This window comes from Candidatus Clostridium helianthi (genome assembly GCF_045310795.1).
GTDB classification, from domain to species: Bacteria; Bacillota; Clostridia; order Clostridiales; family Clostridiaceae; genus Clostridium; species Clostridium helianthi.
On sequence record NZ_JBJIAB010000036.1, the window covers coordinates 1 to 14,928 of the forward strand.

The 14,928-nt window shown below is 28.6% G+C and carries 14 protein-coding genes; 9 read left to right on the top strand and 5 right to left on the bottom strand.

Going from position 1 to position 14,928, the window contains the following annotated elements; all coding sequences use genetic code 11:
• Positions 1-923 (top strand): electron transfer flavoprotein subunit alpha/FixB family protein (locus tag ACJDTP_RS20935; RefSeq protein ID WP_406762334.1); only part of this gene is annotated, 923 nt, incomplete at its 5' end.
• A gap of 373 nt (positions 924-1,296) precedes the next feature.
• Here ACJDTP_RS20935 and ACJDTP_RS20940 read toward each other — a convergent pair.
• The 3 genes from ACJDTP_RS20940 to ACJDTP_RS20950 all read right to left on the bottom strand — a co-directional run bounded on the left by ACJDTP_RS20940 (position 1,297) and on the right by ACJDTP_RS20950 (position 2,817).
• On the bottom strand, positions 1,297-1,812 hold the full coding sequence (locus ACJDTP_RS20940) for a DUF1453 domain-containing protein (RefSeq protein ID WP_173709968.1): 516 nt from the start codon (positions 1,810-1,812) through the stop codon (positions 1,297-1,299).
• Positions 1,813-1,951: 139 nt separating this feature from the next.
• On the bottom strand, positions 1,952-2,362 hold the full coding sequence (locus tag ACJDTP_RS20945) for a hypothetical protein (RefSeq protein ID WP_173714066.1): 411 nt from the start codon (positions 2,360-2,362) through the stop codon (positions 1,952-1,954).
• Positions 2,359-2,817, bottom strand: a complete 459-nt coding sequence (locus tag ACJDTP_RS20950; RefSeq protein WP_406762335.1) for a LytTR family DNA-binding domain-containing protein — start codon at positions 2,815-2,817, stop codon at positions 2,359-2,361. The genes ACJDTP_RS20945 and ACJDTP_RS20950 overlap by 4 nt, the downstream gene beginning before the upstream one ends.
• 446 nt (positions 2,818-3,263) lie before the next feature.
• Here ACJDTP_RS20950 and ACJDTP_RS20955 point away from each other — a divergent pair, with 446 nt between their 5' ends.
• The 3 genes from ACJDTP_RS20955 (at position 3,264) to ACJDTP_RS20965 (ending at position 5,601) form a co-directional block, all read left to right on the top strand.
• A complete protein-coding gene (locus ACJDTP_RS20955; protein ID WP_171772037.1) occupies positions 3,264-3,689 on the top strand; it encodes a MarR family winged helix-turn-helix transcriptional regulator in 426 nt (141 codons plus the stop codon).
• Positions 3,690-3,870: 181 nt separating this feature from the next.
• Complete coding sequence (locus tag ACJDTP_RS20960) at positions 3,871-5,100, top strand: MFS transporter (RefSeq protein WP_173714065.1); 1,230 nt, start codon at positions 3,871-3,873, stop codon at positions 5,098-5,100.
• Positions 5,101-5,307: 207 nt separating this feature from the next.
• Positions 5,308-5,601 carry an IS66 family transposase gene (locus tag ACJDTP_RS20965; RefSeq protein WP_406762336.1) on the top strand — a complete coding sequence of 98 codons (294 nt, stop codon included), beginning with the start codon at positions 5,308-5,310 and terminating at the stop codon, positions 5,599-5,601.
• A gap of 247 nt (positions 5,602-5,848) precedes the next feature.
• Here ACJDTP_RS20965 and ACJDTP_RS20970 read toward each other — a convergent pair whose 3' ends face one another.
• On the bottom strand, positions 5,849-7,447 hold the full coding sequence (locus ACJDTP_RS20970; protein ID WP_406762337.1) for a response regulator: 1,599 nt from the start codon (positions 7,445-7,447) through the stop codon (positions 5,849-5,851).
• Positions 7,448-7,472: 25 nt separating this feature from the next.
• A complete protein-coding gene (locus tag ACJDTP_RS20975) occupies positions 7,473-9,293 on the bottom strand; it encodes a sensor histidine kinase (protein ID WP_103697804.1) in 1,821 nt (606 codons plus the stop codon).
• Between the two features lie 213 nt (positions 9,294-9,506).
• Between ACJDTP_RS20975 and ACJDTP_RS20980 the strand changes: the two genes are divergently transcribed.
• The 5 genes from ACJDTP_RS20980 (at position 9,507) to ACJDTP_RS21000 (ending at position 14,840) form a co-directional block, all read left to right on the top strand.
• Positions 9,507-10,763: an ABC transporter substrate-binding protein gene (locus ACJDTP_RS20980; RefSeq protein ID WP_173709974.1), complete on the top strand. Its 1,257-nt coding sequence runs from the start codon at positions 9,507-9,509 to the stop codon at positions 10,761-10,763.
• A gap of 180 nt (positions 10,764-10,943) precedes the next feature.
• Entirely contained in the window at positions 10,944-11,822 is an 879-nt protein-coding gene (locus tag ACJDTP_RS20985) for a carbohydrate ABC transporter permease (protein WP_103697802.1), read from the top strand.
• Between the two features lie 11 nt (positions 11,823-11,833).
• The gene (locus ACJDTP_RS20990; RefSeq protein ID WP_103697801.1) at positions 11,834-12,673 is read left to right on the top strand and encodes a carbohydrate ABC transporter permease; all 840 of its coding nucleotides are present in this window, start codon (positions 11,834-11,836) and stop codon (positions 12,671-12,673) included.
• 25 nt (positions 12,674-12,698) lie between these two features.
• Positions 12,699-13,811 carry a glycoside hydrolase family 172 protein gene (locus tag ACJDTP_RS20995; protein ID WP_406762338.1) on the top strand — a complete coding sequence of 371 codons (1,113 nt, stop codon included), beginning with the start codon at positions 12,699-12,701 and terminating at the stop codon, positions 13,809-13,811.
• A 162-nt stretch (positions 13,812-13,973) separates the two neighbouring features.
• Positions 13,974-14,840, top strand: a complete 867-nt coding sequence (locus ACJDTP_RS21000) for an ROK family protein (protein ID WP_406762339.1) — start codon at positions 13,974-13,976, stop codon at positions 14,838-14,840.
• Positions 14,841-14,928: the final 88 nt, after the last annotated feature.

Consider the following 14,928-nt stretch of genomic DNA (forward strand, 5'->3'; position numbering starts at 1 on the left):
GTGAAGGTAGAAGAATTGCTGATGAATTAGGAGTAAATCTTACAGCTTTATTATTAGGTAGCAACATAGAAGGATTATCAAAAACTTTAGCAGAGCACGGTGCAGATGAAGTTTTAGTTGCTGATGATAAAAACTTAGAACACTATACAACTGATGCTTACACAAAAGTTATTTGTGATTTAGCAAATGAAAGAAAACCAGGAATATTATTCGTAGGAGCTACTTTCATCGGAAGAGATTTAGGTCCAAGAATAGCTGCTAGATTATCAACAGGATTAACAGCAGACTGTACATCAATTGACGTTGATGTTACAAATGGCGATCTTTTAGCTACAAGACCAGCATTTGGTGGTAACCTAATGGCTACAATTGCTTGTCCAGAACATAGACCACAAATGGCAACAGTAAGACCAGGAGTATTTGCAAAGATTACAACTGATCCATCTAAATGTAAAATTGAAAAAGTTGATGTTAAATTAGCAGATAGCGATGTAAGAACTAAAGTTTTAGAAACTATAAAAGCTAAGAAAGATATCGTTGATATAGCTGAAGCAGATTTCATCGTATCAGGTGGTAGAGGAGTTGGAAACAAAGAAAACTTCCAATTACTTAAAGAATTAGCAGAAGCTTTAGGCGGAACTGTAGCTGGATCAAGAGCAGCTGTAGAAAAAGGATGGATTGATGGAGCATATCAAGTAGGTCAAACTGGTAAGACTGTTAGACCTCAAATATATATAGCTTGTGGTATTTCTGGAGCTATCCAACACGTTGCTGGTATGCAAGATTCAGATTTAATCATTGCTGTAAATAAAGATGATTCAGCTCCAATAATGAAAATTGCTGACTATGCAATAGTTGGTGATCTTACTAAAGTAGTACCAGAATTAATAGATCAAGTTAATGAAATAAAGAGCGCTGAATAATATAGAACTTTTTCAGGTGGAGTTATACTCCTGCTGAATTTAGTTTAATTTATTGAAGATGTTAGATATCAGATAAAAGGAGAGCTGAAATGTAAGGAGGCCGTTGACCTCTAAACATTTCGGTGTGTATAGATTAAAATAATAGGAGGTTAAAATAATGCAAGGATTAAGTATTGACAAGATAAAAGTAGGAGATAAAACTTCAGTCGTAAAGACTATTGGTGAATCAACTAAGTTAGAAATTGATATGCTCCCTTTATAAAAACAGTTTTTTATTTTTACTGTCTACTATAGGGGGAGCATATTAATTTAGTAGGGGATTTAACTGATAAAATACATGTGAAGTTTTAATTTAGATGTGTTAATCATACATCTAAGCTAATGCTTTTAAGTTCGAATAAGATTTATATGCTTGTAAAATACCTCCAATAAATAATCCGACGGAAAAGCCAGATAATAATGAATACAAAATATTAAAGAAAAGTGTACTGTATAACAACGGATTAACAGCCATAGCAACATTTAATAGATATTTAGCAAAAAAATTAGTCATCATAATAGTTATTGGTAAATATGAGCCAGTTTTATATAGAGAGCCATCCTTTACATATATTTTTCTATATCGAGAATATAAATAATATGATATTAAAGTACCAAAACACATACAAATGATATAAAAAATCATAGAAAGGCCTAAATAGCTAAATTTTGTTAGCAGCTTTTCTAAGCCCCAAATAATAAAAATGGATGGCATAATGAACATTTTAGCAAATGATAACTTACCATCTTTACTAGCATTAATTCCACGCTTTAAAAGGTAAATAAATATAACCAAAACATAAAAAGGAGTTTGGCTAAATACCTCTGAAATAATATTAATAATCATCATAATAATATAACCTTCTTTCTTAATTCATATCATGTTGTAAGAGTACAATACAAATTAAATAAGAACAATACGTATTTACGTAAGCGGTATATTTATATAACTAAGCGGTATTAAAACTAATATAAAAATAAACAAAGATCTACTGTTGTTTTTTGTTTTTTCTATTTCTATCTAAAATCTCGTTCATTTTTTTTACGTCTATTTTCTCATATTGATAATTAATGAGTCGTACACATATGTAAATTAATATAACTTCAATAAATGTTGAGAGCATTAATGATAAGGACATATTCCAGTTAAAAAGATAATTTGATGCAGCAATCATTAACCAAATTATAATTATATATAATAATGGGTTAAATATTGAGTCCTTAGAAATAATATATTTATTAATAACCATCTTTATTAATGACAATGATAATGATAAAGCTAATAATTCACAAAGCTTTTCATTATCTAAAGATTGTTTTGTAATAAGCTGAAATAATGTTATTACTGTAAAAACTACTGAGGTTAATTTTAATATTTCTTTTAAATATTTAAAGGTCATTTGCCATCCCTCATTCCAAATTTGTTTTTTAAATTTGCAACATATCTTCTTGAAATTATTACTTTTTCATTATTAGTTAAAAGGGCCTCTAGATTTCCGCTTAACTTTGGATAAAAAGAGTGTATTTTATCAATATTGAGTAGCAAAGATTTAGAAATTCTAATAAAATTCATGCTAGCTAATTGTTCCTCAAGAACATACAATTTCTCAGAAATTTCATATGTTTGAGTTTTCGTATAGATGAATACTTTTCTGTCTATTGATTCTATATAAAAAATTTCATCTACGTTTACTTTGTAATATTTTTCTTCTTTTCTTCCAAGTAAGTGTTTAATAACTTCATTTGATGATGTCAGTAATTCTATGGCTTCAGTAATTTTTTCTTGAACATTGTGTACGTTAAAAATAACTTCTTCCTCTAATTCAGAAGAGATAATGTTTATACTAACCTTCATTTTTACACTCCTACAAATTAAATACTGTTAATATATAAAATAATATAGTACAGTTTCATAAATAATCATTATTTTATTTAAACGTTCTTCTAAAACAAAATATGATAATCATTTTCCATAAAGTACATACTTATTTATATATAAAATATCATATAGACTAAAATAAGTAAAATAAGAGAAGAATAGGAGGCTGATTAATGAAAAATCTTTATATAATAATACTGATTATATAGATAATATACAAACAATTCATGTCTTAGTTTATAAATTAATTATGAATTAAGAGAGAGTATTTATTTTTATAACAATGAAAAAATATGTTAACCAAGTATTGATTAAGGTTGAAATAATTGTATGTAATATATAAATATAACAGTATTGACAAAGAATTAAATAAGTTTTATTATAAAAATAGTTCGTATATGAAGTATTTAAGAGGTAAAAATATGTCAAAAGATTTATTACGTAATATTTACATGAAAATTCGTCATGTTAATGATGTTTCTGTTAATAACTTTGTTGATTCAACTTCTGGATATGAAGCTACAGGAGTTCAATTTGGAGTATTAAGAAATATACCATTAGAAGGCACAATTACTATGTCTGAATTAACAGATAAAGTACAATGTGCTGCAAGTAATATGACAACAATAATAAGAAGAATGGAAAAACAAGAACTTGTAGCAACCTTTAAAAATTCTTCTGATAAGCGCCAAACATTGGTTTCTATAACTGAAAAAGGAATTCGGGTACGTTCTAAAATGGACATTGCGTATCAAAAGTTCTTATTTGATATGTATGGCGTTTTAAGTGAAGAAGAACAGCAAACATTATATAAATTACTTGCAAAGATAGAAGATAACCTTAATTAATAAGGTTTTTCTTTTAGAGAAATACTTCATATATGAAATATTTTTGTAAAAGGATTCAATAAAAAATACAAAGAGGTGTATTTCCATTAATAAAAGACAACTTTAATATTAATGTGGCTTTCATTCTAATAAAATACTTCATATATGAAATAAAAGGATTTTGAAGGGATGATATTTTATTATGGATAATAAAGAGAATATGAAAAATTTAAATTGGATTGTTTTTATTTTGTTTATGATTATTTTTTTAATCGGTGCTGATACATTTTTAGTTTCTCCGCTAATACCAACTTTAAGCAGAGATTTTAATGTTACAGTATCTCAATCTGGACTTTTAGTAATTGCATACTCTCTTCCTTATGCAATCTGTGGTTTCGCTTTTGGTCCTTTATCCGATAAAGTAGGAAGAAGAGCAATGCTTAAATGGGGAATATTGGCTTTTAGTATTTTTACATTGCTATGCGGATGTGCTTGGAATTTTGGATCTTTATTTGTCTTTAGGGCTTTATCAGGTATTGCAGCAGCAACCTCACCACAGGTTTGGGCAGCAATAGGAGACATTATTCCTTTTGAAAAAAGAGGCCGTGTTGTTGGAGTTGTGACAGCTGCACTTTCCATTAGCCAAATTCTAGGAGTTCCACTTGGTGCTTTTGTAGCTGGTGTTGCCGGATGGCGTTTTTCTTTCTATATTATTGGTATTTTAGGTGCAGTTGTTACTTTATTAATAATATTTTCATTTCCTATAATTGAAAATTCTACTGAACAAGTAACTAAGTCTACGCCGTCTTCAAATCTTATTCACTCTTTAAAGCTTGTTTTAACAAATAAAAGAGCTGTATTTGGATTACTTGTTACTTTCTTTATGATGTTTGCTAGTTTTGGAATGTATTCTTTCTTAGGAGCATGGCTTTCTAATTCGTTTAATATGAGTGTTAGTGCAATAGGTACTATCATTGTTGTGGTTGGATTTGGGAATTTGATAGGAAATTTATCAGGTGGATTATTAGGTGATTATTTTGGTAAAGGGCGAGTGGTTATTATAGGGTTAACAATTTTAGCAGTAGCTCTTTCTACTCTACCATATACATCTACTAATATTAGTTTAGCAATTCCTTGTATTCTTGTATGGTTGATGAGTGCAGGTGCCTCACTAGCTTCCCTTAATTCAATAATAAGCGAGCTTGTACCATCATTACGTGGAACTGTAATGAGTTTAAATAGTTCTTTTATGTATATTGGGACTACTATTGGAGTTATTGTTGGCGGAAATGCGATTAATAAATTTGGATATGCTGGACTTGGTTTTGTATATGGAATATCTGCATTTACAGCAATGATCATTATTTGTTATGTAATAAAACTTACATCAGAAGAATCTAAGGAGAAGGTTATAAGCAATAGAAGTTTATAGAATATAAGTTCTTAAAAATTTAATATAACTTTCTACTGATACGGTTTACTGTATCATAAGTAGCTGAAAAAGTATAAGTTTGATTTAGAGATATTATATGTTTGTTAACTAATAATATATAGTAAACGTAAAAGAATTAACGGATAGATAAATGTAAATCTGCATTGTTAAAATTAGTATAGATTTTAACAATGCAGATTTATTTATATGAAGAATAATGAAAATACAAATTGGAGAGAAATTGTTGCTACCTTTTCTTACTACGAAGGAACATTAGGAAATTTCTGTAATGCAAATCATATTACTAAAAGTCATTTTTGCAAAGCTCTTGTATATGCTCAAAAGGTGTTGCCGTATATGAGAATTTTCCTGACAAATGGATGTCTTGAAATTGATAATAATGCGGCCCAAGAATCCATAAATCCATTTGTAATTGGCATAAAAAATTGGATGTTTTCCACTACGGCAAAAAGGCGCAGCGTCAAGTGCACTTCTTTATAGTGTTATTGAAACGGCTAAAGCTAATGGCTTAGTATCAGAAAAGTATCTAGTATATTTATTTGAAATGCTAGCAAGTTCAGAAATTAAAGAAAGGGACATACTAGAAAAATGTATGCTTTGGTCTGGGAACATTCCAGATGAGATGCGAGTTAAGACTACCAAATAATTATTTCTATATAAAATTGTATCCAACAGATAGTATAAGTTTTTCTGTTAGGTATATTTTATCAATTAAATTATACTATCGCTACGCATTGATTCCTTGACGATAAATAGAGGGATTTTTATTCATTTTCTTCTTAAAGCAGGAACTAAAATAATATTGATTTACATAACCAACCTTTTCGCTAATTTCCTTTAAAGATAGATTTGTATTTTCTAGGAGTTTGCAAGCATTTTCTATTCGTACATTTGTTATAATAGCACTTATGTTTTCACCAATTTGTTTTTTGAATAATGCACTTAAATATGCTGGACTAACATTTACATATAAAGCAATTTCATTTAAGGATAAATCTTTTTTGCTATAATTATCTTGAATATATGTAATTACGTTGTTACAAAGATATTCATGCTGATTTTTTATTGATTCATCAAGTCTATTACAAATAATCTTGAAAATATCAAAAAGCCAATTAATTATTTCGGAACTGTTACAAATTGTACTTAAGTTACTGTATGTATTTACTATAATATTTTCAATATCATTAGTATTTATAGACATGTTATATAATAGTTTTAGCACATTACTTAGAATAGAATATATATTGTTAAATATTAAATACTTATTGTTACAATTTATTAGAATTTCTTCATAAAAATCTTGTATCCATCTTTTTATGGAGTTTAAATCTTTTTTGTAAATAAGCTGAATTAGCTTATCTTCTTTGGCATAAATGTAAACACTATTATTTGTATTATTTTTTCTAACAATATCATGAATATCAAATATGTTTTTTTGAGGAAAGAAAAAATTATATTCAAGTGCTTTACATGAATTATCATAAGAAATTTTCATGTTCCAAAAAGAATCAATAACGCTTCCTATGCCTATATTTAATTCAAATATATCACTATAGTGCTCCATGAATGAATTAAGTATATCGTGAACTTTATTCAGCAAGTAATTTCCATTAGGGTAATTTCCACCAATAATTGTAATTATATCGTCTCGTTCGATTAAAAGCTGATATAATTGAAACTTAGAAAAAGCAGATTTAATATGATCACCTAAGTCTATTAATGAAATATGATATTTTTCAATTCCTAAATCATTTTTCAATGTTTTAGAGTTTGTTATTCTAAAATTTAATGTCAGAAAATATTTTGAATTTAAATCTATATTTAAGTAATCCGGATATTTAGAAAGATTGTATTTTGCCTCATCACTGTTTAAATGGATTAATTCTGAAAAAAACTTGCTTATCATTAATGGGCGACTTTCATTTAAGATTTTACGATTCCTTTTTTCTTTCTCTAATTGGACGAATGCATTATTAATAATTGTGCTGAGATAATTATAATCAATAGGTTTTTCTATGTAATCATAGACCCCAACTCTGATAGCTTCTCTTGCGTATTCAAATTTATCAAATGCGCTTATAAGTATAATCTTTATATTAGGATTAAATTTTAATATTTGCTTTGACATCTCTAGTCCAGATATTATAGGCATTTCTATATCTGATATTATTAAATCAATATTAGTAGATTTAACAGCATCAATAACAGATTGTGAATCATAAAACATATAAGCTACTTCTGAATTCAAAGATTTCCAGTCTATATTTTTATAAATACCTTCAACAGATAAATGATTATCATCTACTATAATTACTTTTCTCAAAAATACATCTCCTTACATATATATTTTAAATAATTTGATTTAATATCATTTGAATTTTGGTGCCACTGTTTAGATCACTAGTAATTTTTATACATTCTTTAGATATCTTTGAAGAAGCTAACCTAGCATTTACATTACTTAATCCTAGATATTTATTATCGACACTATTATTTTTTAGGATAGATTGCATGTCAATAAGCTTATCAGGATTAATACCAATTCCATTATCTTTAATGGTAATTAAAATATAATTTTCATAATAAACAATAGATATATCTATACTGATTTTATTTTTACCTTGTCCAATTCCATGCTTAATGCAATTTTCAATAAGTGGCTGAAGTGTAAGTTTTGGAATTAGAAAGTTTTCGATACCTTCATCCAAATAAAAATTCCAAGCTATATTTCCATCTTTGCATATGCTCTCCATTGATAAGTATAATTTAGAAATTTCTAGTTCTTCCTTAATTGTTATTAAATTTTCAGAGGTACGAAGTACGTATCGATAGAACTTTGATAAGTCTATAATAATTTGATTTGCAATATCAAATTTGCCTATGGAGTTACATATGTGAATAGAATCCAGTATATTATATAAAAAATGAGGATTGATTTGTGTTTGTAGTAAATCATAATTCAATTTTTCTTTTTTTATTGATAAATCTAAGATGGTATTGAAATTATCGTTTATTGTATTTATCATATCTTGAAAAATTAATGCTATATAATCAATATCGTCACAATGTACGGAGTTAGGATCTATCAATTCATTAAGATTGTCAATTTGTATGCTATTATTATTAAGCTTAGCAGATTTTATTATTGTGGATAGTTTATTAAGCCTTTTTGTCAGTTCTTTTCCAAGAGAGATAGCAATAAATATGAATACAGGAGTTAGCAGTAAAATAGAAAAGAAAATTAACTTAATAAGCGGAAAAGTGTTATATAATATATATTTTTGAGGAATATCAGTAACAATATACCACTTATTCACTAGTTTTGAAGATAGAATTTCTGAATCCTTATATGAAGATAAACCATTGTGAAGATCATTTTGTTTAATAATTGAAAGTTTTTCATTATCTAAAGTACTGCCTACTTTACTTTTATCAGAGTGAGCTACAACAACTCCATCATCATCAATAATATAATTAGATATTGAATTATCTACAGTAGAGTTTTTTAGTATATCTGAAAATTCATCTGATTTAATACTTACAAAATATGCGTACAATAAAGAATCATTTTTATTGTATTTAACGCTCCTATAGCAAAATATAGAATCCACTCCTAAGTTAGTATTAGAAATCATATATGGGAAGACTTGTTTTGATCTAAAAACCCATTTTGGAGATATACCTAAATTTATCAATTCGTTTTCAGAAACCCCATATTTCTCAATTGCTTTTAGGTTGTTAAAATTTAGCTTATTATTGCTTATAATTAAACTTGGATCTACAAAAGCATTTATATAAAATATATTAAAATTATTTTTTAATACATCTATATTATTAGAAGTATTGTTAAAAGTATTTAAATAATTTGATAGAGGAAAGACTGGAGTATTATTTAAAGAATACAAATAAAATTGAATGGAATCAGCAACATGCTCAATTTGCATCATACGATTATTAATATCAACTTTTAACTGATTATTTATAAGTAGATTACTATTAATTATCTTATCTCGTGCTATTTTTACAGATGTATGATAAGAAATTAAGCCAATAGCTAGAAGAGGAATGGTAGTACAAAGTATAAAACACACTATTATTTTATTTTGAAAATTAGAAAGATATTTTTTTATAAATTTATTTACAGACTTTAATTTATAAATAATAATCATCAAGTATCCCTCTCCTTTGGTTGTGTAATATTTTACCATTAATGTTATTATAGATAATAACTATGTACATTACAATATTTATAAATTGTGAAAATCAAAAACAAAAAAAATTATAAATTATAAGAAAAATAATATATTTAAATTTACTATTGGATTTAATAAAATGAATATGAAATTTAACTGAAAACGTTATATATTTAAGGGGGAAAGTTTATGAAATTAACTAAAATCATGTGTTTATTGACTTCGACAGTTATGGCAGTAACATTTTTTACAGGGTGTGGAAGCACAAAACCATCAAGTACTGAAACTTCAGCAAATAAAACTGAAAAAATAACATTAATGACAGTTGATACAACTTTTAATGAAGATTTTCAAAAGTATATTGAAAAAGCAGAAAAGGCTACAGGAATAAAAATAGATACTATTGCTTGCCCAACTAATACAGACGATAGGCAAGCCAAAATTACGACTATACTTTCATCAAAAGATTCTAGTGTAGATGTTATAACAATCAATGATGAAATGATCAGTGCATTTAAAAATACGGGCTTCTTAGAGCCTCTACAAAATACTGTTATGAAAAATGATGTAGTATCACAATTTCCTAAAGATTATATAAAAGATTTAATACAAGTAGGAGACAATATATATTCTGTACCTATGTATATGGAGATATTAGGCTTTTGGGTTGATCAGTCAAAAGTAAAAGCACTTGGCTTAGATGCAATAAAAACCAAAGAAGATTTTGAAAAGTATGTTAAGGCCTACAGCAAAGATGGGAAGTATGGATATGGTGGTGCATGGGAAAAAACTTATGTATTTAATGAAATCGGAACTTTTGTAAATTTGTTCGGTGGAGACTATTATGATTGGACAAACCCTAAAACAAAAGAAGCAGTTAAATTCATGCATGATATGGCTAAGAATGGTGAAACTCCTATAGCTCAATTGGCTGATCAATATGATCCAATGATGCAAAAATTCTTTGATGACGACTATGCATCAATATTTATGTATACAGGTGCTATGAAAAATTTTGTTAATTCTGGTAGATATGGTGAAAACGGAATAACTTTAGCGCCAATGCCTACTTTTGAAAAAAATAGTGCCTATATAGCTTGCTGGAATTATGTATTAAATTCAGCATCAGAAAATAAGGAAGCTGCAATTAAATTCTTGAATTATGCAGCAAGCCCACAAGGAGAAAAAGACTATTATGAGATGACTTCAAGATTGCCTGCAAGGTCTGATGTAATAAATGATTCAAACTTTAAAATAGAAGGGCTTAGTGCAATTAAGGGGTATTTACAAAATACTGAACTACACGGACGCCCAATGGCACCTCAAGCAATGGAATTTATAAGTTCTATGGGATCATTATTCCAAAGATATGCCTCTGATGAAATATCTCTAGACGAGTTCTGCCAAAAGGCACAGGTAGAAGTAAATAAATATGCTAAAAAATAATTAGATATAAATATTGAAAGATTCATACCTAAATTAAATAGTAGTAGCATTAAGAGTTGTTAGTTTATTTAGGTATGAGTTAATTATAAAAATACGCTATAATCTTATTTTTTAACAAAGGAGTTTATGGTAATAGAAAATTCAAATTATTATAGCAATTATCAAAGATTGGAGGAGAATATGAGTAATAAACGTAATAAGATATGGATAGCTTGGATGCTAGTAGCACCTGTATTAATACTAAGAGGTTTTACAACAATATATCCAATATTCACTACCTTTAAGAATAGTTTTTTTGATATGAGCTTACTAAGAGGTGGAGAAGCGAAATTTATTGGTACTCAGAACTTCATACAAATGTTTACTGATGAAAAACTAGCTACATCAATAGAATTCACTGCTATATTTACAATAGCTTCTATGATATTACACGTTGTATTAGGTGTAGGACTAGCGTTAATGTTAAATATAAAATTTAGAGGTAGAAAGTTTTTAAGAACAATTGTCTTAATACCATGGGCAATGCCAATGGTTGTTGCAGGCCTTGCTGCAAGATGGGCTTTTAATGATACTTATGGCCTTATAAATGATTTAGTAAGGCGAATATTACCTAATTTTCACTACGATTGGTTAATTAATGAATTATCTGCAAGGATAGCGGTAATTTCAGTTGATTTATGGAAGGATGTCCCTTTCTTTGCGATACTAGTATTAGCAGCATTGCAGTTTATACCATCAGACCTTTATGAAGCAGCTAAAATAGACGGAGCAGGAATAATTAAATCATTTTTTTCAATTACATTGCCAGGAATAAAAAATACAGTATTAACACTATGTATCTTTTTTACAATGTGGAGGCTCACTAGTTTTGATGTTGTATATTCAATGACATCAGGAGGGCCAGGAGACTCAACAACATTACTATCTTATAGAATAATGACAGAAGCATTTACAAATTTAAATTTGGGATATGCATCATCACTAGCAGTAGTTTTATTTGCGACAATGGTAGTTTTAACATTAATTGATGTTAAATATATAAAGAAAATAAACAAATAGGGGTGATAATTATGAATTTTAAAATAAATAAGACTGTACCTTTTGTTGTAAAATGGGGGTTAACTGTTATTATATCTGCGGTTATATTAATACCTCTATATTGGATTTTTATATCCTCCATTAAACCGTCAAATGAATTATTCACAGCACCTATAAAATATATTCCCGATAATATTACCTTTGAAAATTATAAAAAATTATTTTTTGAGTTAAAGTTAGGAGAAAAAGCTTTAAATACATTATTTATAACTACAGCTGCATTAATAATATCTACTGTTATTTGCTTAGTAGGAGCTTATGCATTTTCGAAATATAAGAGTAGAGGTTTAAAAATAGCTTATGGAGCTATAGTGTCTTCAGCATTAATACCAGGAATAGTAACTGCAAGACCATTATACGATTTTATGAACAAATTCAATTTGGTGGATACTTTTTTAGGGTTAATAATATTATATACAAGCGCATTAATACCATTCACAATTCTAATATTGAATAATTTCTTAAATGAAATACCGACATCAATATATGAAGCAGCAGAAGTAGATGGATGCAGAGCTATACAAAAAATGTTTTATGTGACACTACCTTTAATGAAGCCAGCTATAGCAACCATAAGCATAATTAATTTTATTACATGTTTAAATGACTTATTTACACCATTGTTTTTTGCAAGAAAAATAGAAGTATTAAGTGTTGGAATAACTACAATACCTAAAGAAACAACCTATAGTATGCCTTGGGATCTAATTAGTACAATGGGATGGATAATACTTATACCAATAATATTATTTGTATTATTATTTGAAAAGCAAATCATGGACGGTATAATGGCTGGCGGTGTAAAAGAATAATTGATTAGAGAGGAGATTTTATTATATGAGTAATTATTTATTTGCAAATGGACTTACTAGTTTATCAGTGCTAAAAAATGCACGTTCTCGTGCTATCAATGCAGAAAATCCAAACGGAGAAAAAGGTAAAGGGGGAATGGCTGCAAGTTATTTAGGACCTTCAAGAAAAGGAAGCCCTTGTTTAAGAGATATAGAGCCAGGAAAAACGGTGACATTAGCTGAAGTAGATGGACCAGGGATTATAACTCATATATGGATTACGGTTGATAATAAAACAACTGATGCAGATTGTAATGTTTTAAGAGATTTAGTTTTAAGAATGTATTGGGATGAAGAAGAAGCACCTTCAGTGGAAAGTCCTCTTGGAGATTTCTTCTGTTGCGGCTTTTCAAGAGAGTGTATTGTAAATTCAATGCCAATAGTAGTAGTTCCATCTAGAGGGATGAATAGCTATTTTCAAATGCCTTTTCATAAAAAAGCTAAAATTACACTAGAGAATCAACATGATAATACAATACCAGCATTTTTCTATCAAATAGATTACTGCTTGTATGATGAATTACCAGAAGATATTGCTTATTTTCATGCTCAATGGAGACGTGAGCGTATAACAGAATTACAGAAAGACTATGTAATTATTGATAATATAAAAGGAAAAGGGCATTATGTAGGAACATATATAGCTTTGACAACATTAGAAAGATATTGGTGGGGAGAAGGAGAAGTTAAATTTTATATAGATGGCGATAAAGAATATCCTACAATTTGTGGAACAGGAATGGAGGATTATTTCGGAGGTTCTTGGAGCTTTGCATCACAGGTTGATGGCAAGACAGTAGAAAATACTTATTGTACGCCGTTTCTTGGATATCCATATTATTCAGCAAATGATGATTTAATACACAATCCATATCATAATAATGATTGTCCACCGATGCGCGGATTCTATCGTTGGCATATACCAGATCCAATTTATTTTCAAGATGATTTAAAAGTTACAGTGCAACAAATAGGAGTATGTTACAAAGGATTATTTGAACGCCAAGATGATCTTGCATCAGTTGCATACTGGTATCAATCAGAGCCACACAATAAATTTGAACAATTAATGGATAAAAAACAACGTTGGCCAAGATAAATAAAAAATTTAGAAAAGATCGGATTGATGTTAGAATTTTAAATATAGATAACCCAACTATAATCTATACTTATGCGTATCACTCATTTCTGGTTGGAAGATATTTCATAGTTTAAGTATAGTTGATGATTATGATATCTATATATAAAGGGGGGAATTATTATGAAATATGGTGCGATTGAAGCAGGTGGAACAAAATTTGTTTGTGCAGTAAGTAATGAAAATCTTGAAATTATAGAAAGAGTAAGCATACCAACGACAACACCAGCTAAAACAATGAAATCTGTATTCGAATTTTTTGACAAATATAATTTAGAAGCTATGGGTATAGGCTCATTTGGGCCTATTGATGTAAATAAGAAATCAAAAACTTACGGATATATAACAACCACACCCAAATTAGCTTGGGCAAACTATGATTTTGTTGGAATTATAAAAGAAAGATATAATATTCCAATTGGTTGGACGACAGATGTAAATGCAGCGGCACTCGGAGAATTAAAAAAAGGTGCAGCATTTGGATTACAGAGTTGTGTTTATTTAACTGTAGGAACTGGAATTGGCGGAGGTGCAGTGATAAATGGTCAGCTCCTAGAAGGATATGGCCACCCAGAAATGGGACATATTTTAGTTCGTATGCATTCTAATGATAAATATGAAGGTTCATGTCCTTATCATTCAAATTGTTTAGAAGGAATTGCATCAGGCCCTGCTATAGAAGAACGATGGGGGAAAAAGGCATATGAACTAGAAGATAATAAAGAAGTATGGAGAATAGAAGCTTTTTACCTTGCGCAAGCAGTAATGGCATATACATTAATTTTAAGTCCAGAACGTATTGTGCTGGGCGGTGGAGTAATGAAACAACGTCAATTATTTCCACTTATAAGAACAGAATTAGAACAATTAATGAAAAAGTATGTTGCAATGCCGAACTTAGATGAATATATTGTACCTCCAGGTCTTGGAGATAATTCTGCAATTATAGGGTGTTTGCTTTTAGCTCAAAAGACAAATGGGAATGGATAGACTAGATTTTTTTATGGACCTTTTGAAATAGAAGTATTAATCTTCTATATAAATTGTTCGTTAAAAATTAAGTAACCTAACTTTGAAA

Bases quoted from the DNA above. Each gene is read 5' to 3' on its own strand.
- ACJDTP_RS20940 (WP_173709968.1), bottom strand. From the start codon at position 1,812: ATGATGATTATTAATATTATTTCAGAGGTATTTAGCCAAACTCCTTTT.
- ACJDTP_RS20945 (WP_173714066.1), bottom strand. From the start codon at position 2,362: ATGACCTTTAAATATTTAAAAGAAATATTAAAATTAACCTCAGTAGTT.
- ACJDTP_RS20950 (WP_406762335.1), bottom strand. From the start codon at position 2,817: ATGAAGGTTAGTATAAACATTATCTCTTCTGAATTAGAGGAAGAAGTT.
- ACJDTP_RS20955 (WP_171772037.1), top strand. From the start codon at position 3,264: ATGTCAAAAGATTTATTACGTAATATTTACATGAAAATTCGTCATGTT.
- ACJDTP_RS20960 (WP_173714065.1), top strand. From the start codon at position 3,871: ATGGATAATAAAGAGAATATGAAAAATTTAAATTGGATTGTTTTTATT.
- ACJDTP_RS20965 (WP_406762336.1), top strand. From the start codon at position 5,308: ATGAAGAATAATGAAAATACAAATTGGAGAGAAATTGTTGCTACCTTT.
- ACJDTP_RS20975 (WP_103697804.1), bottom strand. From the start codon at position 9,293: ATGATTATTATTTATAAATTAAAGTCTGTAAATAAATTTATAAAAAAA.
- ACJDTP_RS20980 (WP_173709974.1), top strand. From the start codon at position 9,507: ATGAAATTAACTAAAATCATGTGTTTATTGACTTCGACAGTTATGGCA.
- ACJDTP_RS20985 (WP_103697802.1), top strand. From the start codon at position 10,944: ATGAGTAATAAACGTAATAAGATATGGATAGCTTGGATGCTAGTAGCA.
- ACJDTP_RS20990 (WP_103697801.1), top strand. From the start codon at position 11,834: ATGAATTTTAAAATAAATAAGACTGTACCTTTTGTTGTAAAATGGGGG.
- ACJDTP_RS20995 (WP_406762338.1), top strand. From the start codon at position 12,699: ATGAGTAATTATTTATTTGCAAATGGACTTACTAGTTTATCAGTGCTA.
- ACJDTP_RS21000 (WP_406762339.1), top strand. From the start codon at position 13,974: ATGAAATATGGTGCGATTGAAGCAGGTGGAACAAAATTTGTTTGTGCA.